At 61.8% G+C, this 24,870-nt stretch carries 23 protein-coding genes; 10 read left to right on the top strand and 13 right to left on the bottom strand.

What is annotated here, in order from left to right; genetic code table 11:
- Window positions 1-11 precede the first annotated feature (11 nt).
- The 4 genes from CLV41_RS24370 to CLV41_RS24355 all read right to left on the bottom strand — a co-directional run bounded on the left by CLV41_RS24370 (window position 12) and on the right by CLV41_RS24355 (window position 4,509).
- The gene (locus CLV41_RS24370; RefSeq protein WP_103225092.1) at window positions 12-1,262 is read right to left on the bottom strand and encodes an ABC transporter permease; all 1,251 of its coding nucleotides are present in this window, start codon (window positions 1,260-1,262) and stop codon (window positions 12-14) included.
- Window positions 1,259-2,182: an ABC transporter permease gene (locus CLV41_RS24365; RefSeq protein WP_103225091.1), complete on the bottom strand. Its 924-nt coding sequence runs from the start codon at window positions 2,180-2,182 to the stop codon at window positions 1,259-1,261. The genes CLV41_RS24370 and CLV41_RS24365 overlap by 4 nt, the downstream gene beginning before the upstream one ends.
- A 2-nt stretch (window positions 2,183-2,184) precedes the next feature.
- Window positions 2,185-3,273, bottom strand: a complete 1,089-nt coding sequence (locus CLV41_RS24360; RefSeq protein ID WP_103225147.1) for an ABC transporter ATP-binding protein — start codon at window positions 3,271-3,273, stop codon at window positions 2,185-2,187.
- 99 nt (window positions 3,274-3,372) lie between these two features.
- Entirely contained in the window at window positions 3,373-4,509 is a 1,137-nt protein-coding gene (locus CLV41_RS24355; RefSeq protein ID WP_103225090.1) for an extracellular solute-binding protein, read from the bottom strand.
- Window positions 4,510-4,798: 289 nt separating this feature from the next.
- Between CLV41_RS24355 and CLV41_RS24350 the strand changes: the two genes are divergently transcribed.
- A complete protein-coding gene (locus tag CLV41_RS24350) occupies window positions 4,799-6,283 on the top strand; it encodes an aminotransferase-like domain-containing protein (protein WP_103225146.1) in 1,485 nt (494 codons plus the stop codon).
- Window positions 6,284-6,476: 193 nt separating this feature from the next.
- On the opposite strand, the gene CLV41_RS24345 is transcribed toward CLV41_RS24350, so the two are convergent.
- Entirely contained in the window at window positions 6,477-7,793 is a 1,317-nt protein-coding gene (locus CLV41_RS24345; RefSeq protein ID WP_208987711.1) for an aminotransferase class III-fold pyridoxal phosphate-dependent enzyme, read from the bottom strand.
- Between the two features lie 191 nt (window positions 7,794-7,984).
- Here CLV41_RS24345 and CLV41_RS24340 point away from each other — a divergent pair, with 191 nt between their 5' ends.
- The 8 genes from CLV41_RS24340 to CLV41_RS24305 all read left to right on the top strand — a co-directional run bounded on the left by CLV41_RS24340 (window position 7,985) and on the right by CLV41_RS24305 (window position 16,449).
- Window positions 7,985-8,734: an SDR family NAD(P)-dependent oxidoreductase gene (locus tag CLV41_RS24340; RefSeq protein ID WP_103225089.1), complete on the top strand. Its 750-nt coding sequence runs from the start codon at window positions 7,985-7,987 to the stop codon at window positions 8,732-8,734.
- Window positions 8,735-8,943: 209 nt separating this feature from the next.
- Window positions 8,944-10,023, top strand: coding sequence for a LacI family DNA-binding transcriptional regulator (locus CLV41_RS24335; protein WP_103225088.1), 1,080 nt, complete (start codon window positions 8,944-8,946; stop codon window positions 10,021-10,023).
- Complete coding sequence (locus CLV41_RS24330) at window positions 10,016-11,038, top strand: ABC transporter substrate-binding protein (protein WP_103225087.1); 1,023 nt, start codon at window positions 10,016-10,018, stop codon at window positions 11,036-11,038. The genes CLV41_RS24335 and CLV41_RS24330 overlap by 8 nt, the downstream gene beginning before the upstream one ends.
- A gap of 74 nt (window positions 11,039-11,112) precedes the next feature.
- The gene (locus CLV41_RS24325) at window positions 11,113-11,940 is read left to right on the top strand and encodes an ABC transporter permease (protein WP_103225086.1); all 828 of its coding nucleotides are present in this window, start codon (window positions 11,113-11,115) and stop codon (window positions 11,938-11,940) included.
- Window positions 11,937-12,716, top strand: coding sequence for an ABC transporter permease (locus CLV41_RS24320; protein ID WP_103225085.1), 780 nt, complete (start codon window positions 11,937-11,939; stop codon window positions 12,714-12,716). Before CLV41_RS24325 ends, CLV41_RS24320 begins: the two co-directional genes overlap by 4 nt.
- Complete coding sequence (locus tag CLV41_RS24315) at window positions 12,709-13,743, top strand: ABC transporter ATP-binding protein (RefSeq protein WP_103225084.1); 1,035 nt, start codon at window positions 12,709-12,711, stop codon at window positions 13,741-13,743. Before CLV41_RS24320 ends, CLV41_RS24315 begins: the two co-directional genes overlap by 8 nt.
- A 7-nt stretch (window positions 13,744-13,750) precedes the next feature.
- The gene (locus CLV41_RS24310; protein WP_103225083.1) at window positions 13,751-14,665 is read left to right on the top strand and encodes a nucleoside hydrolase; all 915 of its coding nucleotides are present in this window, start codon (window positions 13,751-13,753) and stop codon (window positions 14,663-14,665) included.
- Window positions 14,662-16,449 (top strand): adenine deaminase, encoded by a 1,788-nt coding sequence (locus CLV41_RS24305; protein WP_103225082.1) that lies wholly within the window; start codon window positions 14,662-14,664, stop codon window positions 16,447-16,449. Before CLV41_RS24310 ends, CLV41_RS24305 begins: the two co-directional genes overlap by 4 nt.
- A gap of 23 nt (window positions 16,450-16,472) precedes the next feature.
- Here CLV41_RS24305 and CLV41_RS24300 read toward each other — a convergent pair whose 3' ends face one another.
- From CLV41_RS24300 to CLV41_RS24290, 3 genes are read right to left on the bottom strand one after another with little or no spacing between them, the layout of a single operon-like run.
- The gene (locus CLV41_RS24300; RefSeq protein ID WP_103225081.1) at window positions 16,473-17,762 is read right to left on the bottom strand and encodes a Zn-dependent hydrolase; all 1,290 of its coding nucleotides are present in this window, start codon (window positions 17,760-17,762) and stop codon (window positions 16,473-16,475) included.
- Window positions 17,759-18,418 carry a TenA family protein gene (locus tag CLV41_RS24295; protein WP_103225144.1) on the bottom strand — a complete coding sequence of 220 codons (660 nt, stop codon included), beginning with the start codon at window positions 18,416-18,418 and terminating at the stop codon, window positions 17,759-17,761. Before CLV41_RS24295 ends, CLV41_RS24300 begins: the two co-directional genes overlap by 4 nt.
- Before the next feature lie 5 nt (window positions 18,419-18,423).
- Complete coding sequence (locus CLV41_RS24290; RefSeq protein WP_103225080.1) at window positions 18,424-19,266, bottom strand: BtpA/SgcQ family protein; 843 nt, start codon at window positions 19,264-19,266, stop codon at window positions 18,424-18,426.
- 28 nt (window positions 19,267-19,294) lie between these two features.
- Between CLV41_RS24290 and CLV41_RS24285 the strand changes: the two genes are divergently transcribed.
- On the top strand, window positions 19,295-20,191 hold the full coding sequence (locus tag CLV41_RS24285) for a ribokinase (RefSeq protein ID WP_103225079.1): 897 nt from the start codon (window positions 19,295-19,297) through the stop codon (window positions 20,189-20,191).
- A gap of 21 nt (window positions 20,192-20,212) precedes the next feature.
- On the opposite strand, the gene CLV41_RS24280 is transcribed toward CLV41_RS24285, so the two are convergent.
- From CLV41_RS24280 to CLV41_RS24260, 5 genes are read right to left on the bottom strand one after another with little or no spacing between them, the layout of a single operon-like run.
- Entirely contained in the window at window positions 20,213-20,983 is a 771-nt protein-coding gene (locus CLV41_RS24280; RefSeq protein WP_103225078.1) for a glutamine amidotransferase, read from the bottom strand.
- Between the two features lie 32 nt (window positions 20,984-21,015).
- The gene (locus CLV41_RS24275) at window positions 21,016-22,086 is read right to left on the bottom strand and encodes a phosphotriesterase family protein (RefSeq protein WP_103225077.1); all 1,071 of its coding nucleotides are present in this window, start codon (window positions 22,084-22,086) and stop codon (window positions 21,016-21,018) included.
- 1 nt (window position 22,087) lies between these two features.
- Window positions 22,088-23,092, bottom strand: a complete 1,005-nt coding sequence (locus tag CLV41_RS24270; RefSeq protein WP_103225076.1) for an ABC transporter permease — start codon at window positions 23,090-23,092, stop codon at window positions 22,088-22,090.
- Window positions 23,089-23,904, bottom strand: coding sequence for an ATP-binding cassette domain-containing protein (locus CLV41_RS24265; RefSeq protein WP_103225075.1), 816 nt, complete (start codon window positions 23,902-23,904; stop codon window positions 23,089-23,091). The genes CLV41_RS24270 and CLV41_RS24265 overlap by 4 nt, the downstream gene beginning before the upstream one ends.
- On the bottom strand, window positions 23,901-24,851 hold the full coding sequence (locus tag CLV41_RS24260; RefSeq protein ID WP_103225074.1) for an ABC transporter substrate-binding protein: 951 nt from the start codon (window positions 24,849-24,851) through the stop codon (window positions 23,901-23,903). Before CLV41_RS24260 ends, CLV41_RS24265 begins: the two co-directional genes overlap by 4 nt.
- Window positions 24,852-24,870: the final 19 nt, after the last annotated feature.

Below are 24,870 nucleotides of genomic sequence, written 5' to 3'. Positions count from 1 at the left end.
TCACCCTGAGCCTATTGCGAAGGCTTCAGACCGTTCGGGGTGAATGCTCCTCCGAACGGCGAAGGATTGGCCGTGGCCGGCGCGTCTGTCGGAGCTGCGGCGGGCGCCGGCTCTTCCTGTCCCGGCGCCAGGCCATTGGGGCTGAACGCCCCGCCGAAAGGCGACGGGTTGGCTTTCCCGGCCGCATCGGCTGGTGAGGTCACCGGCGCAGTGGTTTTCTGCTGCTCCTGCATTTTCCGGCGCTGCTCTTCCAGAAGCTCGTGCTGACGCGCACGCTTGTCGTCGAGGATCTGCTGCTTGCAGACAGAAGCGTCGTGCCGTGTGCCCTGCCAGGCGGCAAGGCCCGCGATACCGGCGAGGATCAGGAAAACCGTCAACGGATGGACCAGGGTCTTCAGAACCGGATTGCCGTAGATCCGCGACCGTGTGGCGATGCCCGTGCGCAGCACTTCCTTGCGGCGCGTGTGCGCTTCATGAACGATCGCACCGATCAGGGTAATTCCGATGATGATCACCGCCAACGCCGACAGGGAGGGATCGGTGCCGTGCCGCACCTTGGAGGCCAGCGCTGTGGTGAAGGTGTTGCCGGACAGGATCGTGAACACGGTGGTGTTGTAGTTCTCGAAGGACGCCAGGAAGGTCAGGAAGGCCGCCGACCCAATGGCCGGCCCGAGGAACGGCAGGAGAATCTTGCGGAAAGCCTGACCGGGCGTTGCCCCCAGATCGAGGGCAGCCTCGGTCAGGATCGGATCGAACCTTTGCAGCCTCGCCAGGAACACCAGCATGGCGTAGGCCGATATGAAGGTCACCTGGCCGGCCAGGGTCAGGAACATGCCGTCGAAGAAAAACGAGCCATATTCCGCTCCGACGCTGCGGCCCAGCGCGCCCCAGAAGACGATGGTCGAGATTCCCAGAACCACGCCCGGGATCAGGATCGGTGTGATCAGAACCGTGTAGAGCACCGCCCGCAGCCGGGAGCTGAGCTCCGAAAGAGCCAGTGCGCCGGCAAGGCCGATGGGCACCGCGATGGCGACGACGCTGACGGCAATCACCAGGCTGTTCAGCAGACCGCTCATCAGCCGGTCGTTGGCGAACAGAACACCGAACCATTCCGTGGTGAAACACTCCCACGGCGTGATCCTCGGAAAGGACGAGGAGTTGAACGCCGTGATCACCATGATGATCAGCGGACCGAACAGGAAGGAGAAGAAAAGAAGGGAAAATCCCGCCGCGACGCCGCCGCCGCCCGTGCCCCGGTTCATCGGCCGATCTCCCCGATGGATACCTTGAAGACCCGCATCAGCATCATCACGAAGGAGATGCAGACGATGAGCAGGATGACCGCATAGGCCGAGCCGCGCTGCCAGTTGGCGCTCTCGTTGAACCACTGGTAGATGAGCTGGGTGAACCAGAGACTGGACGGACCGCCAAGGATCTGCGGGGCGGCCAGCGCCCCCGCCGTCAGCATGAACACCATGGTCGCGCCGGAGGCGATGCCCGGCTTGGCGACCGGCAGCACCACCCGCCAGTGCACCCGCCACCAGCTCGCGCCCATGTCCCGCGCCGCTTCGATCTGGTTCCGGTCCAGCGCCTCCACGGCGTTGAAGATCGGAAACACCATCAGCAGAATGTAGGCATAGGTCAGCCCGGAATAGAGCGCCACATCCGCGCGGATGAAGTCGACCGGCTGGTCCCACAGTCCCATCGACATGCCGACGCCGTTGATCAGCCCCGTAGCGCCGAAGAGCACGCGGAAGGCGAAGGCGCGCAGGATTTCATTGACCCAGAAGGGCACGATCAGGCCGATGACCATCATCCGCGCGGCAACGCCGGTGGCCGAATGCGCCAGGATGAACGCAATCGGATAGCACAGCATGATGTCGATACAGGTGACGAAGACCGCCGCGACCAGCGTCCTGACCAGGATGCCGATATCGAGCGTATTCACCGTGCCGTCATTACCCTGGAAGAAATAGGCGTAGTTTTCGAGTGTATAGACATCCTGCGGGCCGCCGACGTCCGAGGCGGGCAGGTTGAAGCGGAACGAATAGTCGAGCATTGCGATCTGCGGCAGGGCGATCAGGAAGATCACCCAGATCAGGACAGCGATGCCGACAAAGGCGGCGGCGCCGAGTCCGTGCTTGCCGGCGATTTCCTTCAAGGCTGTCCGAAGAGCCTGCATCCCTATGCCCCCGCCAGTACGCCGTGCGGAAGGACGATGGCCTGGTCCGGTTCGAAACCGACCGGCATCGCCGCGCCTGACAGCGTGTCGGCGGTGCCGCCGAGATTGACCCGGGACAGGCGCAGGGGAACACCGTTCGCCTCCAGGAACATCTGCCGCGCGTTGCCCTCGAACTCTTCCTTGACCCATTTGGCCTCTATCGCGTTCGGCAGGCCGTCGCCGAGGCTCAGTTGCTCGGGCCGGATGAACAGGATGCAGTCCTCGCCGGTCTTGTACTGGCGCCCTCCGGCGGCCCGCCCCTGCAGACGGCCGAGCGGCGTTTCGACCGATACCAGCGTTTCCGACTGGGAGGCTACCTTGCCTTCGATCGCGTTGGACTGGCCGACAAAGGACGCCACGAAGGATGTCTTGGGGCGATTGTAGATCGTCTCGGGCGGATCGACCTGTTCGATGACACCGGCATTCATCACCGCGACCCGGTCGGACATTGTCAGGGCCTCGCCCTGGTCATGGGTGATATAGATGAACGTCAGCCCGACCTGCTGCTGGATCGTGCGCAATTCCGTGCGCATGTGATGCCGCAATTTCAGATCGAGAGCCGACAGTGGCTCATCGAGCAGCAGGATGTCCGGCTCCACCGCCAGCGCACGGGCGATCGCCACGCGCTGCCGCTGCCCACCCGACAATTCGTGAACCTTCTTGTCGCCGACGCCGGGCAGCGCGATCATCTCCAGAAGCTCTTCCGCGCGCTTGCGGCGCTCCTTCCTGCCGATACCGCGCACTTCCAGCGGGAAGGCGATATTGTCGGCAACGCTCATCAGCGGAAACAGGGCAAGGTTCTGGAAGATCAGAGCCGTCGGGCGCTTGTTGGGGCCGATGCCCTTCATGTCCTGCCCGCCGATCAGGACCCGGCCCTCGGTCGGTTCGCTGAAGCCTGAAATGCAGCGCAGCAGCGTGGTCTTGCCGCACCCCGACGGACCCAGAAAGGAAAAGAACTCCCCGCCCTTGATCACGAGATGCGCGTTGTCGACTGCCGTATAGGCCCCGAAGCGAATGGAAACGTGATCCAGAACAATATCTCTTGTGGCCATGGAGCTCTCGGAAAGACGGCTGAACGGAACGGGGAAAACAGACGGCAGAATGCCGGACGAGACTGCGCCCGGCATCCAGTACCCGTTTATCCAGACGTGTTATGCGGACAGGAACTTGTTGGTGTATTCGGTCCGCTTTTCCGAGTACCAGGGAGCCTCGGCAGGCCACGCGTTCAGATTGCCCAGCGCCTCTCCCGGATAGGCATCGGCGAAGTTCTTGGCATAGATTTCCCCGCCGAATTCCGCAGCGCCGACGACAGGCGAATTGTAACCATGTGTCTTGATGGCCTCTCCGGCCAGCTTTGCATCATAGGCAGCCTCGATGAAGGCGTAGATCTGCTCGATATTTTTCGCACCTGTCGGCATGGCCATGCCGTCGACCCACGCCATCGCGCCTTCTTTCGGCGCCCGGTACATGACCGGCTCACCCGCGGTCTTGAGCGCCAGCGGCGGGCCGTCCCAGGTCTGGCCGACAATGACGCCTTCGTTCAGGAGACCGTTCTTCTGCGTGTCGGCATCGTTCCAGATCAGCTTGATGTTCGGCTTCTTGGCGATGGCGGCCTCGACGAGCTTGGTCCAGACCTCGTCCATTTTCTCCGGGCTCTCGTAGGCTGCCCACATGGAACCGGCATCCAGTTCTCCGCGTCCTTCCAGACCGAGGCCGAGGCCAAGTAGCATGGAGTGGCCGCGGCCCATTGTCTTGCCCGCATTGGCCTCGTCCCAGACATCGTAATAGCTCGGGAATTCACCTGCCGGCACGAATGCGTCCGTCCGCCATGCAATGCCTTCCGTGCCCCAGATATGCGGCAGCCAGAAAACGCCTTTTCCGTCGAAATTCCAGTGGGTCTCGCCCAGCGCCATGGAGGGATTGACCTTGTCGAGGTCCACCTTCGACATGTCGAACGGCTGCAGCAGGCCCAGCTCCGCCCAGAGCAGGTTGCGATTCACGGTCGGGGAGACGATGTCGAAGCCTTCGCCGCTGGTGGCCTTCAGCTTGTTGATGATTTCCTCGTTGGAGCCGATGCCGGTGAAATTGATCTTGATCCCGGTCTTGTCCGTGAAGCCGCTGACGAAGCTTTCCGGCAGATAGTCCGACCACATCATGATGTTGATCTCGCCGGACGAGGCCAGCACGCTGGAACTGACGATAGCGGGCATGGACAGCCCTGCGCCGGCCGCGGCAGCGCTCTTCAGAAAATCGCGCCGCGTGGTGCGTGCACCCTTTTTGAAATTCATTGTGACATCCCCTGTCTGTTGGACTCGCCAAACTGTTCATCGCTCTGGCGCGGTACAGGCCGGATCTTTTTGCCCGGGTCTTTTTTGCATGGGCCGCAATGCCCGTGACGATCCTGCGCCGCGTTGACCGGAAGACTATTGCGGTGCAACATCCAGCCTTAGAGCCAGAGGGTGAAAACTATGGTGCCAGGGCATGCAACAGGGCTTGCTCCGCGCGAGGTTACAGCCAAAACTGTCGTCGCGAAATCAGATGGGCACCGGCGCCGTTTTCGCACTGCGGGAAATTCAAATGCTTACGACCTATTTCGACAAACCTCTCGATCCGTGCCGGCGCCTGCAGCACCAGATCCAGGAGCGGCTGATCGAGGCGATCCTCGACGGTGTCTGGCCGCTGCACGAGCCCCTGCCGGCCACACGCGTCTTTTCAAGGCAGATCAACGTGTCCCGCAATACCGTCGCCATCGTCTACGAACGGCTGGTGGAGGACGGTTACCTGAAATCGGTCAACCGGCGCGGATATTTCATAAATGAGCGCCATATCCGCGAACAGCTCAATATTCGCATCGACGATCATGCCAAGGAGATCCTTCCCCGGTCAAAGCATCCCTTCGACCCTGGCGCGCTTATGACCCGCCACTATTCGGATCAGGAGAACATTCACAAACCGGCCGACTGGCAGAGTTTCGATTTCCCCTTCATTTTCGGCCAACTCTCGCCCGACAAAACGTCCGTCGCCCGCTGGCGGGATTGCGTCCGCCTGGCCGGAACCGCCCAGCACGCGCCGACCTGGATCGGCGACCTGGTCGATCGGGACGATCCGATGCTGGTCGACCAGATCATCCGCCGCATGCTGCCGCAGCGGGGCTTTCGGGCGGATCCGGACGAGATCCTGATCACGGTCGGGGCCCAGAACGCCCTGTTCATGGTGGCCCACATGTTCTGCCGGCCCGGCATTCGCGTCGATATCGAGGAACCGGGCTACGTGGATGCGCGCAACATATTCCAGGCGCTGGGTGCGGAAATCAGGCACCACCGGGTGGATTCGAACGGCATGCGCGTCGGCGATGATCTGGAAGGCGCGCGGCTGGTCTATGTCACGCCGGGACATCAGTCGCCGACCAATGTCACCATGTCCATGGAAAGGCGGCTGAGATTGCTGGCTCAGGCGGAAACCAACGATTTCATCATTCTGGAAGACGACTATGAGCATGAACTGAATTTTGTCGGCGCGCAGAAGCCTTCCCTGCGCAGTTTCGACCGGACGGGCCGCGTCATCCATGTCGCCAGCCTGTCGAAGGCGCTTTTTCCGGGCCTGCGTCTCGGCTTCATCGCGGCGGACAGGCGCATCATCCGGGAACTGCGGGCGTTGCGGCGGCTCATGTACCGGCACCCTTCCGCGCTCGACCAGCGGGCCATGGCGATCTTCCTCTCCGAGGGCCAATATGATTCCCACATTCGCCGCCAGAGGAAAATCCTGTCGCAGAAGTGGAAGAAGATCTTCAAGCTGATCGAAACCCACCTTCCCGCCTGCGAAGCGACGGTCACCACTGGCGGGTCAGGTGTCTGGATCAGGCTTCCCGACGGAATAAGAGCCATGGAGCTTCAGGCCCTGGCCGCCCGGCACGGCATCCTGATCGAAGCAGGCGACATCCACTATCTGTCACCGCAAAAACCCCGCAACCGCATCCGGCTCGGCTTCGGTGCTGTCGCCGAGGAGAAGATGGAACCCGGCATCCGGCGGCTCGCCGAGCTCCTTGCGCAAATCGCGAGTTAACAAGGCCTAACGCCCCCCTCCCATCGCCGTCGCGGACGCAGCCAAGCGGAGATCCGGGACTTCGCGTTGCGGTAAACCCCGCGTCGCAGGAGAGAAGCTCCCCGCTCAAGGCCTTCAGGTTTTCAAGATTTTGCACCACCGGAGACAGTCGCTTTCTGAACGACCTGAAAGCATGATTTTATGGGTCCGAATCCTAAAGCTCCGCCCGACCCAGCACGGTCTGGAGAATATCGACCATCATCGACAGGTCCTCTTCCGACGTTGTCAGAGCAGGTGCGAAAATCAGGGCGTCGCCGGTTGCCTTCACGTGCAGGCCCTCGTCGAACAGCCGACGCTGCACGATGGATCCCTTCGCCCCGGGCGCCTCGCCAGGTGTCAGCTGGATGCCGGCCATCATGCCGTAGCCGCGCAGGTCGGTGACATGGGGAAGGTTGCGCAGGCTGAAGACTGCGTCGAGGAAGATCGGCGACAGGCTGGCGGCCCGGTCAAACAGGCCTTCACTCTCGTAGATGCCGAGGGTCGCCAGCGCGGCGGCGCAGGCGACAGGGTGGGCCGAATAGGTATAGCCGTGCATCAGCTCCGGCCTGTCGGCGGAAATGGAGCCTATCACGGTTTGCTGGATTTCGGTTTTCACGGCGACGGCGCTCATCGGGATGGCCCCGTTGGTCAGGGCCTTCGCCAATGTCATGACATCCGGCGTCACGCCGAATTCCTGCGCGGCAAACGCGGAGCCCGTACGGCCGAACCCGGTGATCACCTCGTCGAACACCAGAAGAATGCCGTATTTGTCGGCGATCTCCCGCAGGCGCTGAAGATAGCCGAGGGGCGGAACGATGGTGCCGATGGACCCGGCGATGGGTTCGACGAAGACGGCCGCGATGGTCTCGCCGCCATACGTCATGCAGATCTCTTCAAGATCCTCGGCCAGATGGGCTCCCTCTTCCGGCTGACCCGTTGTGAACCTTTGTTCTTCGTTCCAGGTGTGGCGCATGTGAACCACGTCGCAGGTCACGCCGGCAAAGTCCCGCCGGTTGCCGACCATGCCCGCCAGGGACGTACCGCCGAGATTGACCCCGTGATAAGCCCAGGAGCGCGAAACGAAACGGGTGCGCTGGGGTTCCCCCATGGCCTTGTGATAGGCAAGGCAGATCTTGATGGCGCTATCGACCGCCTCGGAGCCGGAGGAGCCGAAAAAGACCCTATCCAGGCCTTCGGGAAGAATGTCGCTCAGGGCTTCGGCCAGCTTGAAGGAGATCGGCGCGGCCCGCTGAAAATGCGGCGTATAGTCCAGCTTCTGAAGCTGTTTATAGACAGCCTCGGCGATTTCCTTGCGGCCGTGACCGGCCGCACAGGTGAACAGACCCGACGACCCGTCCAGCACTTCCCGGCCCTCCGGCGTCCAGTAGCGCACGCCCTCCGCCCGTTCGAACATCTGAGGTTCCTGGTGGAACAGCCGGTTGTTGGTGAACGGCATCCAGTGATGGTCCATGTTGATCGGCATCTGGGTCATGGCACGGGGGTCCTCAAGATCGAAACGGTCCAATCACTCCTAGGACCTGACGTTCCGCGGCCGTAGAGCCAGAGCTCTCATTCGTAAGGGCCAGAGGCGCTTGCCGCCTGTTTTGCCATTGTGCCGGCGCGCCCTGTTCGTATGGTCCGGTCAAATCGAATGCTGCACGCAAACTCAGAAAAGGCAGGCCCATGACCGGCACAATTCTCATCACCGGAACCACATCGGGTTTCGGCCAGGTCATGGCACGGCTGTTTACCCGAAACGGCTGGAAGGTCATCGGCACCGGCCGGCGTGCGGACAGGCTGGAAAAGCTGAACGAAGAGCTTGGCGACGCCTTTTGCCCGGTGGTCTTCGACATCATGGACGAGGCGGCGACGAGAGCCGCCCTTTCCGGCCTGCCGGAAGACTTTCAGGACATCGACATTCTGGTGAACAACGCCGGCCTCGCCCTTGGCACCGCATTGGCGCCGGACACCAGGCTGTCCGACTGGAAGACCATGATCGATACCAACATCACCGGCCTTGTCACCATCACCGACCTGCTCCTGCCGAAGCTCATCGAGCGCAAGGGCATGATCGTCAACATTTCCTCCATCGCCGCCAACTGGCCCTATCCGGGCGGCAATGTCTATGCGGGAACCAAGGCCTTCTTGCGTCAGTTTTCGCTCGGGCTGCGCTCGGACCTTCACGGCAAGGGCGTCCGGGTGACCTCGATTGAACCGGGCCTGTGCGAAAGCGAGTTCACCCTGGTGCGCACCGGCGGCAACAGAGAAAGCTATGACGCGCTTTATGGCGGCGCCAACGCGATCCAGCCTGAGGACATCGCCGGCACGGTCTTTTGGATCGCAACCCAGCCGGCCCATCTCAACATCAACTCCCTGGAAATCATGCCCGTCAGCCAGTCCTGGACCGGCTGGCAGATCGCCCGGGAGAACTGAGATCGGCCCAGGATTGGCTGACCGGAAAACAGCGAGAACCGAAGCCGCGCCCTGTCCATGGGGACCCGTTTTTCCTTTTTGCCGCCACAGGTTGAATCGACCCGGGAGACGTTTTCACGTCATGAAAGGAGTCGACATCAGCGGATATTCTGCATAGTCTGATTAAGCGCTTAATCAGATTTGTTCCAACGGTCGGCACTCCAAAACAGATGGCACCGCGCCCCAATCTTTCGGATATTGCCAGAGCCCTCGGCGTTTCCAGCGCGACCGTATCCAACGCCCTATCGGGCAAGGGAAGGGTCTCTGCGCAGCTGTCACGGCAGATTGCGGAAAAAGCGAAAGAACTCGGCTATGTTCCCAGCCTTGCGGGACGGGCCCTGAGCACCGGGCGCAGTCATGTTCTCGGCCTGGTGCTGGCCGATATCGGCCATCCGTTGTTCCCCCAATTCGCCCAGGCGATCGAGCAGGCCGCCACAAGGGCCGGCTACGGCGTTCTGATCGGCGACAGCCGCGGTGACGTCAAAACCCAGACCGCCGCCATCGACCAGCTTATCGAACGCGGCGCCGACGGCATTATCCTCGTACCCCGGCACGGCACCAGGATCGCGGAAATCAACAGTCCCGTTGCGGTGATCGACACACCGTCGACACCCGGAAACACCGTTTCCGCCGACCACTGGCAGGGCGGCAGGCTGATCGGCGCGCATTTGCGCGATCTCGGGCACACCCGCCTTGCCATCATCGGGCTTCACCAGGATTCAAATGTTCAGGCCGACCGCATCGGCGGCATCCGCACGGGCTTCGGCCCGGAAGGCTCTGTCCGCACGCTGTGGATCGACGCCCTGGAAGCGGCAGCCGGACCGGGTTGCGAGCTCGGGCTCGCGGAGCTGGTCCGTCATGGCTACACGGCCTTCGCCGCCGTGTCCGACATTCATGCCCTGCGCGCCGTCAGCGAGTTGCAGCGATCCGGCCTCTCGGTGCCCGCGCACGTCACTGTCACCGGCTTTGACGATCTGCATTGGGCCCGCTCCATTTCACCCGCCCTGACGACGGTGCGCATGGACATGGAAAGGATCGCCCGGCTCGCCGTGGCCGATCTCCTTTTGCAGATCGAACCGGACAGGATCGCTCCACCCGTGGACGAGGCCGCTCGACCTCAGGCCGTGCCGATGGAACTCATTGTCCGAAGCTCCAGCGCCTCGCCGCATGGCAACCTTTTCCCATCGCAGGATAACAACAACACAGATCCTGACACCCTCCCCTCCAGAGAAGGAACAAACAATGCTTAGAAGAACCCTCGCCGCGGGCGTCGCCCTCTGCGCTTTCACCGCACCGGCGCTTGCCGCCGACGACAAGCTGGTCATTTCCGTTTACGGATTTGGCCAGGATGCATTCAAGGAAATCGTCTACGATCCCTTCGAGAAGATCTGCGGCTGCGAGCTGGTGGTGGAGACCGGCAACAGCGTGGAGCGCCTGGCGAAACTGGAAGCCCGCAAGGACGATCCGGAGATCGACATGGCGGTCATGTCCACACATGATGCTCTTTCAGCGGCACGCAAAGGCATCACCCAGTCCATCGACGTCACGAAACTGTCCAACTTCGACAAGCTCTACGACATCGCCAAGGACCCGCTGGGCGATCATCTCGGCATCGGCTACACCTTCTACGCCACGTCCATCGCCTACCGCGCCGACAAGGTGAAGATCGAAAGCTGGTCCGATCTGTTCCAGGACGACCTGAAGGGCCGCGTGGCATTTCCCAATGTGACCACCAACCAGGGTCCTCCCGCGCTCTACATGCTCGGCAAGGCCATGGGCGACGATGCCCCCTCGCTTTCCGCGCCAATCGCTGAAGTCGGTGCGAACAAGGACGATATCCTCACATTCTACGTCCGCTCCTCCCAGGTCGCGCAGCTCATGCAGCAGGAAGAAATCCTGGCAGCGCCCATCGGCCGCTTCGCCTGGGGCGCCTATCCGAAAATGGACATGAACATTGCCTGGGCAACGCCGAAGGAAGGCCAGACCGGCGGCATGAATGTCATGATCCTGACCAAGGGCGCCAAACACGAAGACCTGGCCTACCAGTTCATGGATTACTGGCTGTCCACCGAGATCCAGACGAAACTCGCCGAGGCCCTGGTCGACAGCCCGGCCAACGCAGACGTGAAGGTCTCCGACGAAGTGGCGGAAAACCTAACATATGGCGAGGAAACGGTGAAGAACCTTCATCTGCTGCCGCCGGCCGTCATTCTGGACAACCGCGAAACCTGGCTCGCCGAATGGAACGACAAGGTCGGCCAGTAAAGCTGCCCGTTTCCGGATAACCCAAAGTCAGCAGGCAGCGTAACAACGCTGCCTGCGCATACAAGGCAGGTTTCATGTTTCAGAACCGGGCGGAAGCACTCGCCCTCGCTCTGCCGGCGGTCGTGTTCGCGGCGGTCGTCTTTCTCGTTCCCGTCGGCATTCTTCTGTCGGAAGGTTTCCGGATGGAAGGCGCGTGGAGCTTGAGCGCCTATGTCGACTTTTTCTCAAAACCGCTCAATCAGACCGTCTTCTGGCGCACCCTGAAACTCGGCGCCATGGTGACGGCCGTCTCGGCGGTCATCGGCTATGCCACCGCCTATGCCATCGTCACGCTGCCTCCCACGGCGCGCGGCCGCATGATCGGCCTTGTGGTCATGCCGCTGATGATTTCTCCGGTTGCCCGGACCTATGCCTGGATCGTCATCCTCGGCCGCACCGGCTTCGTCAACCAGATCATCGTCGGTCTGGGACTGTCCGACACGCCTGTCCGGTTTCTCTTCACCGAAACCGCCGTCTTCATCGGCCTGCTGCAGCTTTTCCTGCCCCTGATGATCCTTTCCCTGCTCAGCGCCCTGGAAAACATGCCCAAGGACGCCGTTCCCGCCGCGCGGGTGCTCGGCGCCAACTGGCTGCAGGTCTTTTTCAAGGTGATCCTGCCACTGACACGGGAAGGCCTCGTCATCGGCGGCACGCTGGTCTTCACCGGATCGCTCACCGCCTATATCACCCCCGCCATTCTCGGCGGCTCGAAGGTTCTCATGCTGGAAACCCTCCTCTATCAGCGAGTGACGGTCGCCAATGACTTCGCATCCGCGAGCATCATCGCCATGATCCTGATCGTCATGAGCTTCTCTGCGAACATGCTGCTGAAACGCCTCGCAACAGCGAGGAACAGACGATGACCGGCCGTCTTCTTTCCTATGCCACCCTCACCCTGGTGCTCGCCTTCCTTTTGGGTCCGTTCCTGATCATCGTCGCGGCGGCCCTGTCCGCCGGAGAGACGCTGGCCTTTCCGCCCCAGGGCCTGTCCCTGAAATGGGTCTTCAAGGTCTTCGAGATCGAGAGTTTCCGGAAAAGCTTCGCCCTGTCGATGTTCCTTGCCGTCTTTGGCACGCTGGCGGCGCTCGTTCTCGGGGTTCCGGTCGCCTATGCCGCCTCACGCTACAAGCTGCCCTTCCGCGAGACCCTGCGCACCATCGTCTCCGCGCCTATCATCGTACCGGGGATCATCGTCGGCCTCGCGCTCCTGCGCTACCTGGTGATCCCGCTGGATGTCGGCGTCGGACTGGCGCTCTTCATCGCGCACACGGCCCTTATCCTGCCCTATGCGGTGCGGGTCGTCTCCGCCTCCCTGGAAAACCTGCGCAGCGACATCGAGGAGGCCGCCGTCATTCTCGGCTCGTCGCGCGCCGGGGCTTTCTTCCGGGTGGTGCTGCCCAATATCCGCAACGGCATCCTCGCCGCTTTCATCCTCGGTTTCGTCACCAGCTTCAATCAGGTTCCGGTCTCCCTGTTCCTGTCCGGCCCCGGCGTCAGAACCCTGCCCATCGACATGATCTGGTACATGGAAATCACCTACGACCCGTCCGTGGCCGCGCTTGCCGCGCTGCTGGCCTTCCTGTCCATCGCCATCGTGTTTCTGGCCGAACGTTTCCTCGGATTTTCCCGTTATGTCTGATCTGACCTATCTCTCGCTGAAAGACGTCACGCTGGCCTATGGCAAGTCGGTTGCCGTCGACAGACTGAGTCTCGACATCACAAGGGGCGAACTGATCGCTCTGCTCGGCCCGTCCGGGTGTGGCAAGACCACAACCATGCGGGCGATCACCGGCCTCATGCGTCCGGCCGCCGGCCGTATCACCCTGGACGGCGCGGACATCACCTATCTGCCGGCGAACAAGCGTCAGGTCGGACTTGTGTTCCAGTCCTACGCCCTCTTTCCCCACCTGAACGTCTTCGAAAACGTCGCCTTCGGCCTGCGCCTCAAAAGGCTGGACGGCAAGACGCTCGATACCAGGGTCGACGGCGGGCTGGACCTTGTCGGCCTGTCCCATCTGACGAACCGCAAACCCGCGGAGCTTTCCGGCGGCCAGCAGCAGCGCGTCGCCCTGGCGCGCTCCCTCGTCATGGACCCGAAGGTGCTTCTGCTGGACGAGCCGCTCTCCAACCTCGACGCGAGGCTGCGGCTGGAAATGCGCACGGAGCTGCAGCGGGTTCAGCGCGAGAGCGGCGTGACCATGGTCTTCGTCACCCACGACCAGAGCGAGGCCCTGGCGCTTGCCGACCGGATCGTCGTCATGAAGGACGGCTATATCGAACAGCTCGGCACGCCCGAGGACGTCTATGACCGGCCCTCGACCCGCTTCGTGGCCGACTTCGTCGGTTTCGAGAACATTTTCGCCGTGGAAAACGGCAAGCTGAAAACCGCCGACGGCGAGGTCCCCCTCAACCCGGGCGCGCCGATCGAGGGCACCGTGAAGGGTCTGGCGTGGCGCCCGTCCAAAGTGACGCTTGGATCCGGGTCGTTCTCCGGCATCGTCAAAGGGTCGTCCTTTGCCGGCCATGCCCGCGAGTACCTGCTCGACAGTGCCCTTGGCCCGATCAAGGCGGAACAGCCCGTTCCGCACGATGCCTATGCCATCGGCGACCGGATCGCCTTCGACCTCGCGCCGGAACACGCCGCCCGGCTGAACCGGATGGAGTGACAAGACCATGATCTGGATCGATACGGATATGGGTTTCGACGATATCCTGGCGGTGATGATAATCGCCGACAGCCGGAAAATATCCGGCATTTCCCTGGTTTTCGGCAACGCTCCGCTTGAAGAAGTCCGCAAAAATGCGGCCGGAGCCCGTTCTCTGCTGGGCTGGCGAATGCCGATCCATACAGGCGCGGCGAAGGCCATCCTCGGTGAGCTGATCACGCCCGGACATGTGCTCGGCCCGACCGGCATCCCGACCCGGGGCGCCCGGCTTCCGGAATGCCCACCCGTTCCGGTATCGCCCGCTCTGGCTGCTCTATCGGGTTGGCTGGAGGCGCTTGAGGAGCCGGGAGAGATTCTGGCGCTCGGACCTTTGACCAATCTTGCCGTTCTTGCCCTTTCCCGCCCCGATCTTCTCCCGAAGATCGCAAAGGTCACATGGATGGGCGGTGCGGCGGGCCGGGGCAATCAGACCCCTTCCGCCGAATTCAACGCCTATGCGGATCCAGAAGCGCTGAAGATTGTCCTCGACAGCGGCGTTTCCCTGGATTTTGTCGATCTGGAACTGTGCCGCCAGGTCCTGATCGGGCCGGATGACCTGCGGGCGCTGGAAGCAACCGGCACGCAAAAAGGCCGCGTGCTCGCCGATCTCTGCGGTGCCTATGTGGATATCGCCCTTGAGAGAGGCCGAGAGAAAATGGCCGTTTATGATCCTTGCGCGGCGGCGGCCCTGGTCATTCCCGAGGCCTTCACCTTCGCTCCCGGCTTTGTCGAAGTTGAACTCACGGGCACGCATACCCGCGGCCGGACGGTCCTGGATCAACGGCCCGGGATCACGCCGAACTGCCGCTGGGCGATGCATGCGGACGCGCCCCGCGTTCTTTCGCTCGCACTGGAGACGCTGCAAAAGGCAGCCCTTTCATGACCGACGTTGCAAACGAACCCGCCGACCTTGCCGCACGCCCCTTGCGGGACCGGGCTGTAAAGGCAGCCAAGGGCATTGAACCTTTCGACCTCCTGATAAGGGGCGGCACGCTTGTCGATGCGGTCACCGGAGAACTGAGGCAGGCCGATATCGGTGTTTGCGGAGCCTTGATCGCCAGCGTTCACGAAGCAGGCACCCGCAACGATGCGGCGGAAATCGTCGACGCCGCCGGACTGTTCGTCTCTCCCGGTCTCATCGACACCCATATGCATGTGGAAAGCTCCATGGTCACCCCGGCAAGCTATGCCGAAGCGGTGCTGCCCCGGGGGGTGACCACCATCGTCTGGGACCCGCACGAGCTGGCGAATGTTCATGGCATGGCCGGGGTGGACTGGGCCATCGGGGCTTCGCTTCCCCTGCCCTTGCGGATCCTGTTGCTTGCCCCGTCCTGCGTCCCCTCGGCGCCCGGACTGGAAAGGTCCGGCGCGGATTTCGGACGGGCGGAATTGAACGGCCTGCTCGAACGCAAGGCCATTGCCGGTGTCGCCGAGGTCATGAACATGCAAGGCGTGATCGACCGTGCCCCGCGCATGACGGACGTGGTGCAGGCGGGCCTTGAAAGCGGCAAGCTTGTCTGCGGTCACGCCCGGGGCCTGGAAGGGACGGACCTCAATGCCTTCATGGCGGCGGGGATCACCTCCGACCACGAGCTGACTTCCGGCGCGGATCTGATGCGCAAGCTCAGGGCGGGGCTGACCATCGAGCTGCGCGGTTCCCACGATCATCTGCTGCCGGAATTCGTGGAAACCCTCAACGCGCTCAATGCCCTGCCGTCCACGCTGACGTTGTGCACGGACGATGTCTTCCCCGACGATCTTCACGCCACCGGCGGCCTCAACGACGTCGTCGCCCGGCTCGTCCGCTACGGCCTGGCACCGGTGAGGGCAATTCAGGCGGGCACCCTCAACGCCGCGCACCGGCTCGGGCGCGCCGACCTCGGTCTCGTCGCCCCCGGCCGGCGGGCGGATATCGCGCTGTTTGAAGATCTTGAGAGCTTTATGGCGGCGAAGGTTATCGCCAACGGCGTTGCCATAGCGGAAAACGGCACCCTGACCGCTCCGCTCGCCGGCACGGACCCGGCACTGTTGCGGAACTCCGTTCATTGCACGCAGGTCACTGCGGAGGATTTCAAGGTCCGCTCCGGCGGCAGGAGCGTCGAGGTCGCGACCATCGACCGGCCCCGGTTCACACGCTGGGGCACCGCCATTACAGAGGTCGAGAACGGCTGTGTCGTTCCCCCGCAAGGCGCCACCCTGATGAGCGTCATCCACCGTCACGGACGCGGCGATACCGGCCCCGCGACCGGCTACCTGACGTCCTGGGGGACATGGCGGGGCGCCTTCTGCACCACGGTCTCCCACGACAGCCACAACGTCACGGTCTTCGGCGGCAACGAGGAGGATATGGCGCTTGCGGCGAACTGGGTGATTTCCCGCCAGGGCGGAATGGCCGTTGCCAAAGACGGAAAGATCCTTGCCGGACTCGCCCTGCCGCTTTCCGGCCTGATCACCGACGCACCGCTGAGTGAAACGGCCTGCGACTTTGCGGCAGTCCGGCAAGCCATGGAAGAGATCGTCACATGGCAGCCGCCCTACCTGGTCTTCAAGGCCTGTTTCGGCGCCACCCTTGCCTGCAATGCCGGCCCCCATCTGACCGACCTCGGCCTTGCGGACGCCACCCTCGACACACCGATGGAAAGCCCCGTCCTCAAGATACTCGGTTAGGCTCCATACCGAGTGGATGGAACTCACTTGGGAGTTTCCCCTTCAAGTGCACCTGACCCGGCGCTGCCCCTTCTTGCGAGGAGCTCCATCACCGCGGAAAAAAGCATGCTGCCTCCCGCGATGGACCAGTCCGGCTCCACAAATTCGGCTTCGTTGTGACTGAGACCGTCGCGGCATGGCACGAAAATCATTGCCGACGGGGCAACACGGTTCACGAAAAGGGCGTCATGGAAAGCGCCGGAGAGTATTTTCTTCGATTGAAGTCCCGCCGTTTCGGCTGCGCTGGAAAGGACGTCCAGCATGCCGGACGGAAAAGTCGCCGGCGCCATATTGAAGGTCTCGCGCAGCTCGACCGTGCACCCGTTTGTCTCCGCGTGCCTTTTCAGAACCTCCCCGATGCGCTTTACAAGACTGTCCAGAAGACCGGTTTCCACATGGCGCGCGTCAACGGTGCAGCACGCAATCTCCGGAATGGCGTTGACCGCCCCAGGGGAAAGCGTCATCTGGCCGACTGTGAACCGGGCCCTTTCGTCTTGCGGCATCACCGTCCCGAAGAGTTCGGCGAGGGCTTCGCTCAGGGCACGCATGGGATCGCGTCGATATTCGAGCCCCGTGGTGCCCGCATGGGCGGCCTGGCCGGTGACCTTCACCTCAAGCCATCGCGTCCCCTGTATACCGGTGACGATCCCGATGGGAATGCCTTCCTTTTCGAGCGACGGTCCTTGCTCGATATGGACTTCGAGATAGGCGGCAACGGGAAATCCAAGAGGACGCATGGCCGCCTCCGGCAGAGCTTCGAGCGTGGCTGCCAGTTCCTCTTTCAAGGACGAACCGTCCGTGGAGATAATCGTGGCCCAACTCTGGGGAATAGCGCCGGCCGCAAAGGCGGAAGACCCCATGCATCCTGGCGCGAAGCGGCAGCCTTCCTCATTCATCCAGGCAACGACCTCGACCGGACATTCGGTTTCGATGCCTTTGTCTTCCAGGCTTTCCAGCACCTCGTAGGCGGCAAGGGTACCCAGAGCGCCGTCGAACCGGCCGCCGGTCGGCTGGCTGTCCAGATGACTTCCGATCAAAAGCGGAGGCAGGTCCGCATCACGCCCCTCACGTCGTACGAACAGATTGGCCGCGGGATCCTGAAACACGGAAAACCCGCGCGCACGCGCGAGTTCCGTGAGAAGTCGGCGGGCCCGGCGGTCGAGTTCGGTGAGAGCCTGGCGGTTGACGCCACCTTTCGCGGTTGCCCCGATCCGGGCGAATTCTTCCAGGCGCAGGAGAAGACGATTGCCGTTTATCGTGTGGCTGGTGCTCATTTGACGGCTGCTTCAAGATAGGGAGCATCATGAAAGGCGATTTCCAGCGCCTGGACATGAGCGAATATGGTGCTGAGACGGGCTCGTTCCTCGTGACCGAGGGTCTTGCCCGCCGTATCCAGAATGTCTTTCAACCAGCGGGCCTGGGCTTCGAAAGCCGGCTCCACGTGCATCTCGACCCATTCCTTCAACAGAGGATCGGTGATCGTGCATTCCACGGCCGCTTTCGACCAGGTCCAGTACATCCACTCGGCCGCGAACATTGCCGCAACGATGTCCAGAAAATCGCCCTCACGGGCAATGGCCAGCATGCCGTCCCGAAAAGCGGCAACTTCCGGCAGGCCGGTGTCATGGGCATTCGGATCGATGCCGCGTTCCGCGAAAGCTCTCCCGAAAAAGGCGATCTGGTGATTGGCCAGCGCATCGAGAATGGCGATCAGCCTTCGCTTGTGGGCCATCGTGACGGCTTTCGCCGTCGCAAAGGCGAAGATGGCGACCGCGGTATCGACAAAGGCGCCTTCGTAAACGAGGTAACGGTCGAAAACGCCACGGTCCAATCGATCGGCCTTGATGTCCTGTATGAAGCGATGGTTCACCATCGCCTCCAGAACCGTCCGGTTCTCAAGCAGAATTTGGTCCGAAAGAGGCTCCTGCATCGGGCTCATGTCTCCAGCGCGGGGGCCGCGGCATCCATGAAGGTTTTCACCCGGACCGGATCGACCGGGTTCCACCAGACTCCCCCCTCCTTCAGGGAAGACGCGACAATCACGCCGCCGGTACGCGCCAGGATATCGGCAACATTCTGCGGAGTAACGCCGGAACCGACGACAACGGGGAGACTGGTGGCTGAGCCGATCTGGTCGATTTCCTCCAGAGTGGCGGAGTTTCCGGTGCGTTGACCTGTGGCGATCACCACATCCGCGTCGAAGAAGGCAAGGTCGCGGGTCAGCTCCTCGATTGTCCGGTCGGCGGTGATCGCGTGAGCGCCATGCTTCACGTGGCTGTCGGCGAAGACCTTGATATGCTCCGAGCGTAACAGGGAGCGGTAGCGCAGTGCCTCCGCCGCACGGCCTTCCATGAACCCTTCGTTTGCCACATAGGCGTTTGCCCATTGGTTGACCCGGATGAAGCCGGCTCCTCCGGCCGCTGCGACAGCGAAGGCCGGCAGCGGTGCATTGGCGAGGACATTGATGCCGAGGGGCATGCCTGTGGCGCGCGCGATGCGGTCCGTCACAACGGACATGAAAGCCGCGGTTTCATGGCCAATGTCCTCGGGCTTCGAAAAGGGTACATCACCGTGGTTTTCGATAATCAGTCCGTGCAGACCACCCTTGATCAGAGCATCCGCATCGCGCATACAGGCATCGTAGATACCGTCCATTGCAGCGCCTGAATAGCGTGGAGCACCGGGGAAGGGAGGACAATGCACCATTCCGATCAATGCCTTGTCTGTACCGAATATTTCCCGTATTGCGCTGGATGACTTGTTTGATACGTCCTGCATTTTCTTTCCTTTTGAGCGAAAGCTACACATGCGTGCTTACGTAATCGGGAACGTCGCCATCGACGAAACCATCTCTGTCTCTTCCTTCCCGCAAGCCGGGGCGTCCCTTCTCGGCCGCGAGCAAAGCCGCGACCTGGGTGGCAAGGGCGCCAATCAGTCGGTTGTCTGCGGCCGTTGCGGCCTTCCCACAACCCTGATCGCCGCGGTTGGCGAGGGCTTCCGCTCCAGGATGATCCAGGACCAGCTCGCTCGGGAACCCATCGAGAGCGAACTGATCCGTCTCAGCGGCGTCGCAAGCGATTTCTCCATCGTCTTCACCACGCCTGACGGCGAAAATGCCATCGTTACGACCACCGAAGCGGCGGAAAGCCTTACGCTCGACGCCGTTCTTCGCACCCTTTCCAAAGCACGGCCCGGCGACATCGCCGTTCTGCAGGGGAACCTGTCCGAAGCCGTGACCCGCGGGATCCTGAAAACGGCACGTGAGAAAGCCCTGGTTACCGCCTTCAACCCGTCTCCCTTGCGATCCTATTTCCCTGATCTTTGGCCGGACGTCGACCTTGCCTTTCTGAACAAGGGCGAGGCTCAAAGCCTGACCGGCACCGACGGTGAAGCGGCGGCACGGAAGCTTCTTGCCGAAGGCGTGCGCCAGGTGGTGCTTACAGCCGGAGGCGAAGGAGCTACGCTCGCGGACAGGACGGGTTTCGTGAGCGTGCCCGCCTTCCCGGCGACGGTTCTCGACACCACGGGAGCCGGCGACACGTTCATGGCGGTTGCCATCGCATCGTCCGCCCTGCGCGGCTGCGACCTGGACGAGCGTGCCCTGCGTCACGCCTCGGCAGCCTCGGCCTTGACAGTCGGCCGGTGCGGAACACGTTCCGCCTTTCCGACCGAACAGGAACTGGCAGGCATTCTTGCCGATTGATCCAATTCTCCCCGCATCACCTCACTTTTTTTCAGTCATCCAGCCAAGCAGGTTCTTCCAGAGCCTGCCGTAGTTCTCCCATTCGCAAAACGCCGGCGACAGCCAGTGCGGACCGATGTCCGATGTCCAGGCTGCCGTGCGGCCCTTGCCGTAACTGCCGAGCACCAGAAGCGGAAAGCCGCCCTGGTCTTCCGGCAGCCTGGCGACGACTTCGACATCCTCACGCTCCCGGACTTCCACCTCGTTGATGCCCAACAGCGGCGGCCATTCACCGTCGATACCGGCAAATACCGGGTGATCCGGCTTGAGAATATCGGCGGTGGTGCCTTCGGGAATTTCAACCCGGTCGTCATAGGGAAGGCATGTCACCGGAAGGACTTCCTCGACCGGCGTACGCCGCCAGCGGGCCTTGCCGTCAATGCCCTGAAAGGAAAAATAGCCGCCGATCATCAGGAGGTTTCCACCCTTTTCAACCCAGGCCCTGATGAGTTTGAGGCGATTGGGCACCGTTCGCGAATGCAACCAGACTTCCGGAGGCAGCAAAAGGGAATTCGCGCCGATGTCGGAGAGAATGATCGCGTCGTAGGCATCCAGCCCTTCCATTTCGAACGGGAACTGCTCGACGGCGTCGTGCGCGGTCATGTAGGTCAATTCGAATTCGCTGCCCTTGAGGGCTTTCACCAGGGGTTCGGCACCCAGGTGAAAGGTCACGCTGCCAAACTGGTCGAACCCCTTGTAGTGAGTGGCGGAGCTTATCCAGCTTTCGCCGACGAGCAGGACTTTGGTGGTCATTACTATTCCAATCTAGTGTACGTTACGTTGGTTCAGGCTGCGGCCTGAAATACCGATCTGGGGTTGTCGCGCAGGAAAACGGTCAGGCTTTCGTCGTCCAATCCATGCCGCTTCAGGCGCGGCAGGAAGTGGCGCTGCACATAGCCGTAACCGTTGCCACCGTAGTGGGTGAGCATCATCTTCAGGAAGACATCGTGGGAGAGCAGGATCCGGTCCCGGTATCCCTCATCCACCAGCTTGACGATCGCGGCCGCGGCCTGGTCGTCGCTCGGACACTGCACCTGCTGGTCGGCATAGAAGAAATCCATTCCGATCATGTCGTATTCGATGAAAGCTCCCCTGGAGGCGAGTTCGCTTTGATAAGCGAGATCGTCCCAGGAGGGGTTCATGTGACACAATACCGTGTGGCGGGGGTCCGCGCCTTCCTCCGCGACGAGGTCCAGAACCTCGTGGCCGAGGCGGAACCAGCCGGGCAGATGGACCATCAGGGGAAGTCCCGTTCGCACATGAGCCTGAGCGGCACCGCGCAGGGATTTGCGTTCGGCGTCCGTGAATGCCGCGGAGACACCGATTTCGCCGATAAGTCCTATCTTCAAACCGGTTCCGTCCACGCCGTCAATGGCCTCGGCGACGATCTCGTCCGCGATCTGTTCAACGGTCATGTCCGCCAGTCTCGCCGGATGCGACCCATCCAGATAGAAACCGGCCCCCATGACGATATTGAGACCGGTCGCCCTGGAGATGCGGGCGAGCGCTTCCGGATCCCGGCCGATGCCGTGACAGGTCGGCTCGACAACGGTGTTGCCGCCCTGCCGGGCGAAAGCCGCCAGTTCGGTGATGGCCAGACGTTCGTCATCCAGCGAAATATTGTGCTTGTTCACAAAGGGATCCTGGCGCAACTCGCCGAGGATCTCCATGCAGACAAAACTGTCGGCCAGATGTTGACGGTCCCGGGTGCGGGGCGGGTTCCACCAGCAGCGGCAATCGTTGAGGATGTGCTCGTGCATCAATGTGACGCCGAGCTGCTCCACCGGGATGGGTCCCTGGACACTCATGACCTGTCCGGAGCGCACATGGCCAGGAGAAAGTTCCTTCTTGCTCATGTCAATTCCGCTTCTTGCCGCCAAATCGGAAGTTGGTGGTGAATATCCGGGTGTTCAACCAGATGGCCAGCAGGATGATCGCACCGGTTACGATCTGGGTGAAGAATGGCGAGATATGCATCAGGATCAACCCGTTACCTATCACCGCAATCGTCAGGGTCCCCAGCACAGTACCGATCATGGTTCCCCGGCCGCCCATGAGAGAGGTTCCGCCGAGAACGACCGCCGCGATGACCTGCAGCTCGAAGCCGACCGCCGCATTGGACGATCCGGAGCCGAGGCGGGCGGAGATCAGGATGGCGGCAAGCGCGCAGGCGAACCCCGATACCATGTACACGGATGCCACGATCCATTTGGCCGGCATGCCGACCCGGCGGGCGGCTTCCAGATTGGACCCCACGGCGACGACCTGACGGCCGTATTTGGTTACGGAGATCACCACGAACCCGGCGATCGCCACCAGAATTCCGAGAATGGCCGGAAAGGGCATGCCGAAGAGTTCGCCCCGGCCAATGAAAAAGAAGCCGGGCACATCGCGGATCGGAATGGAATAGCCCTGGGTCAGATAAAGGGCGAAGCCGCGCAGGATGGACAGGCCTGCCAGTGTGACAATGAAGGCGGGAATGCCCTGGTAGGAGACAAACCAGCCCTGCATGAGACCGATGACGCCCCCGAGAACCAGCATCGCAACGATGACAAGGGGCCAGGGAACCCCAAGGGCCAGAACGATCGCGGCGATCGCATTGATCAGTGCCACCATCGATCCGACAGAAAGGTCTATGCCCCCCGTCAGAATAACGAGGGTCATGGCAATCGCCACGACAAGAATTGGCGCGGCCTGACGCACGATGTTCAGGACATTGCCGACGGAGAAGAATGTCGTCGTCATGACAGAGAAGAACACGATGCAGACCAGAAAAAAGAAGGCGATGGACAGGACCTGGGCATGCTCACCGAGGAAATCGGCGAACGGGTGCCCTTTGGTACGCTCGGTGTAGACCGTCAATGTCTTTCCTCTCCGACAATCAGTTTCACCAAATCTTCCAGATCGGTTTCAGCTATGTTGCGTTCGGCCACCTTGGTTCCTTCGTACATGACCGCGATACGGTCGCAGACGCGGAAGAGATCCTGCAGGCGATGGGTGATGAGCACGACGGCAACGCCCCTGGCCTTGACGCGGTTGATGAGGGACAGCACCGCCTCCACTTCCGCCACGGCAAGCGCGGAAGTCGGTTCGTCCATGATCAGAACCTTGGGCTGGAAGGACGCGGCGCGGGCGATGGCAATTGCCTGACGCTGACCGCCGGACAGTTTCTCCACTTTCGCGGTGAGGCGCGGAATGCGGATTTCAAGAGAATCCAGCATCTTCCGGGCTTCTTCGATCATGCGCTTGCGGTCGAGAAAAGGCCCCTTTGTCAGCTCGCGGCCCAGAAAAAGATTGCCCACCACATCGATGTGGTCGCACAGGCTGAGGTCCTGGAACACCATTTCGATGCTGCCCCGCCGGGCCTCGGCCGGACCGGAAAAGCGCACGGTCTTCCCGTTCAGCGTGATGGTTCCCTCGTCGGGGATATGGGTTCCTGAAATGATCTTGGAGAGCGTCGACTTGCCGGCGGCATTGTCGCCCACCAATCCGAGGCACTCACCCGGGTAAAGATCCAGGTCGACCCCGCGCAGAGCCTCATGAGAGCCGAAGGTCTTGCGGATGCCGCGCAAGGACACAGCCGGCGTAGTCGCGGCCGCCATTCCGGTTGACCGGGGATCGCTGGGATCCCCGGTGCCGCCAACAGCGGTCAATGGCTGTTGGTCATCGATCATTTAAAAGTGTCTCGGTAAGGATCGACGTTCGCTTTGGTCACGATGGTTACGGGGATGTCGATGCTTTTCTCGACGGTGCCGCCCGATGTGACCTTGTCCAGAGCCTCAACGGCGGCAACACCTTCCCCTTTCGGGTCCTGCTGAACGACGGCCGCGACATAGCCGGCATCGATCCCGGAAATGGCTTGAGCCGTCAGGTCCCAACCGAAGATCTTGATGTCGTCCTGTTTGCCCTGGCTTTCAACGGCGGCGATCGCGCCCAGAAGAGCCGGTTCGCCCGTGGCATAGATAGCGGTCAGATCCGGGTTGCCGGTGATCAGGTTTTCCGCCGCCGTCAGAGCGTTGTCCTGAATGTTCTGGCCATCGACAACGCCGGCGACTTCAATGCCGTCCTTGTCCTTGATCGCGTCCTCGAAACCCTTCTGGCGCAGGTTCTGAATGAAGGAGTTCAGGGCTCCGACTATGCCAACCTTGGCCTTGCCGTCCATATTGCTTTTCACATAGTCGACAAAATAAGCGCCCATGTCCGCGCCGGCTTGACCGTTGTCGACACCAATTTGAGCCTTTTGCGGGCCTTCCGGAAGAACCGCGTCAATGGCGACCACCGGAATACCCGCTTCGTTGGCGGCTTCAACGGCTGGCATGATGCCATTGACGTCAATTGCGACGACGATGAAACCGTCGACCTTCTGGGTGATGTAGGTTTCAATAGCGCTGTTCTGCGCCGAAGGATCGTTGTTGGCATTGAAGATCACCAGCTTGTCGCCGCTCTTGTCGGCAGCTTCCTGGGCACCTTCGTTGATCTGGTTGAAGAACAGCGCCTGCTGATTGATCTGGATAAGCGCATATGTCTTGTCTTTTGCAAGGGCTGGGCCCGCACCGAGACAGGCCAGAGCCGTTGTCGCGGCAAGAGCAGCACCAAAGGTCCTGCGGGAAAGAGATCTCATTGTTTGATAGTCCTCTGTT

Source organism: Roseibium marinum (genome assembly GCF_002906165.1).
GTDB classification, from domain to species: Bacteria; Pseudomonadota; Alphaproteobacteria; order Rhizobiales; family Stappiaceae; genus Roseibium; species Roseibium marinum.
This window is presented reverse-complemented; position numbering and strand designations above follow the sequence as displayed.

Bases quoted from the DNA above. Each gene is read 5' to 3' on its own strand.
- CLV41_RS24275 (WP_103225077.1), bottom strand. From the start codon at position 22,086: ATGAGCAAGAAGGAACTTTCTCCTGGCCATGTGCGCTCCGGACAGGTC.
- CLV41_RS24265 (WP_103225075.1), bottom strand. From the start codon at position 23,904: ATGATCGATGACCAACAGCCATTGACCGCTGTTGGCGGCACCGGGGAT.
- CLV41_RS24335 (WP_103225088.1), top strand. From the start codon at position 8,944: ATGGCACCGCGCCCCAATCTTTCGGATATTGCCAGAGCCCTCGGCGTT.
- CLV41_RS24355 (WP_103225090.1), bottom strand. From the start codon at position 4,509: ATGAATTTCAAAAAGGGTGCACGCACCACGCGGCGCGATTTTCTGAAG.
- CLV41_RS24345 (WP_208987711.1), bottom strand. From the start codon at position 7,793: ATGACCCAGATGCCGATCAACATGGACCATCACTGGATGCCGTTCACC.
- CLV41_RS24350 (WP_103225146.1), top strand. From the start codon at position 4,799: ATGCTTACGACCTATTTCGACAAACCTCTCGATCCGTGCCGGCGCCTG.
- CLV41_RS24310 (WP_103225083.1), top strand. From the start codon at position 13,751: ATGATCTGGATCGATACGGATATGGGTTTCGACGATATCCTGGCGGTG.
- CLV41_RS24290 (WP_103225080.1), bottom strand. From the start codon at position 19,266: ATGCAGGACGTATCAAACAAGTCATCCAGCGCAATACGGGAAATATTC.
- CLV41_RS24325 (WP_103225086.1), top strand. From the start codon at position 11,113: ATGTTTCAGAACCGGGCGGAAGCACTCGCCCTCGCTCTGCCGGCGGTC.
- CLV41_RS24285 (WP_103225079.1), top strand. From the start codon at position 19,295: ATGCGTGCTTACGTAATCGGGAACGTCGCCATCGACGAAACCATCTCT.
- CLV41_RS24320 (WP_103225085.1), top strand. From the start codon at position 11,937: ATGACCGGCCGTCTTCTTTCCTATGCCACCCTCACCCTGGTGCTCGCC.
- CLV41_RS24330 (WP_103225087.1), top strand. From the start codon at position 10,016: ATGCTTAGAAGAACCCTCGCCGCGGGCGTCGCCCTCTGCGCTTTCACC.
- CLV41_RS24305 (WP_103225082.1), top strand. From the start codon at position 14,662: ATGACCGACGTTGCAAACGAACCCGCCGACCTTGCCGCACGCCCCTTG.
- CLV41_RS24300 (WP_103225081.1), bottom strand. From the start codon at position 17,762: ATGAGCACCAGCCACACGATAAACGGCAATCGTCTTCTCCTGCGCCTG.
- CLV41_RS24295 (WP_103225144.1), bottom strand. From the start codon at position 18,418: ATGCAGGAGCCTCTTTCGGACCAAATTCTGCTTGAGAACCGGACGGTT.
- CLV41_RS24360 (WP_103225147.1), bottom strand. From the start codon at position 3,273: ATGGCCACAAGAGATATTGTTCTGGATCACGTTTCCATTCGCTTCGGG.
- CLV41_RS24260 (WP_103225074.1), bottom strand. From the start codon at position 24,851: ATGAGATCTCTTTCCCGCAGGACCTTTGGTGCTGCTCTTGCCGCGACA.
- CLV41_RS24315 (WP_103225084.1), top strand. From the start codon at position 12,709: ATGTCTGATCTGACCTATCTCTCGCTGAAAGACGTCACGCTGGCCTAT.
- CLV41_RS24280 (WP_103225078.1), bottom strand. From the start codon at position 20,983: ATGACCACCAAAGTCCTGCTCGTCGGCGAAAGCTGGATAAGCTCCGCC.
- CLV41_RS24370 (WP_103225092.1), bottom strand. From the start codon at position 1,262: ATGAACCGGGGCACGGGCGGCGGCGGCGTCGCGGCGGGATTTTCCCTT.
- CLV41_RS24340 (WP_103225089.1), top strand. From the start codon at position 7,985: ATGACCGGCACAATTCTCATCACCGGAACCACATCGGGTTTCGGCCAG.
- CLV41_RS24365 (WP_103225091.1), bottom strand. From the start codon at position 2,182: ATGCAGGCTCTTCGGACAGCCTTGAAGGAAATCGCCGGCAAGCACGGA.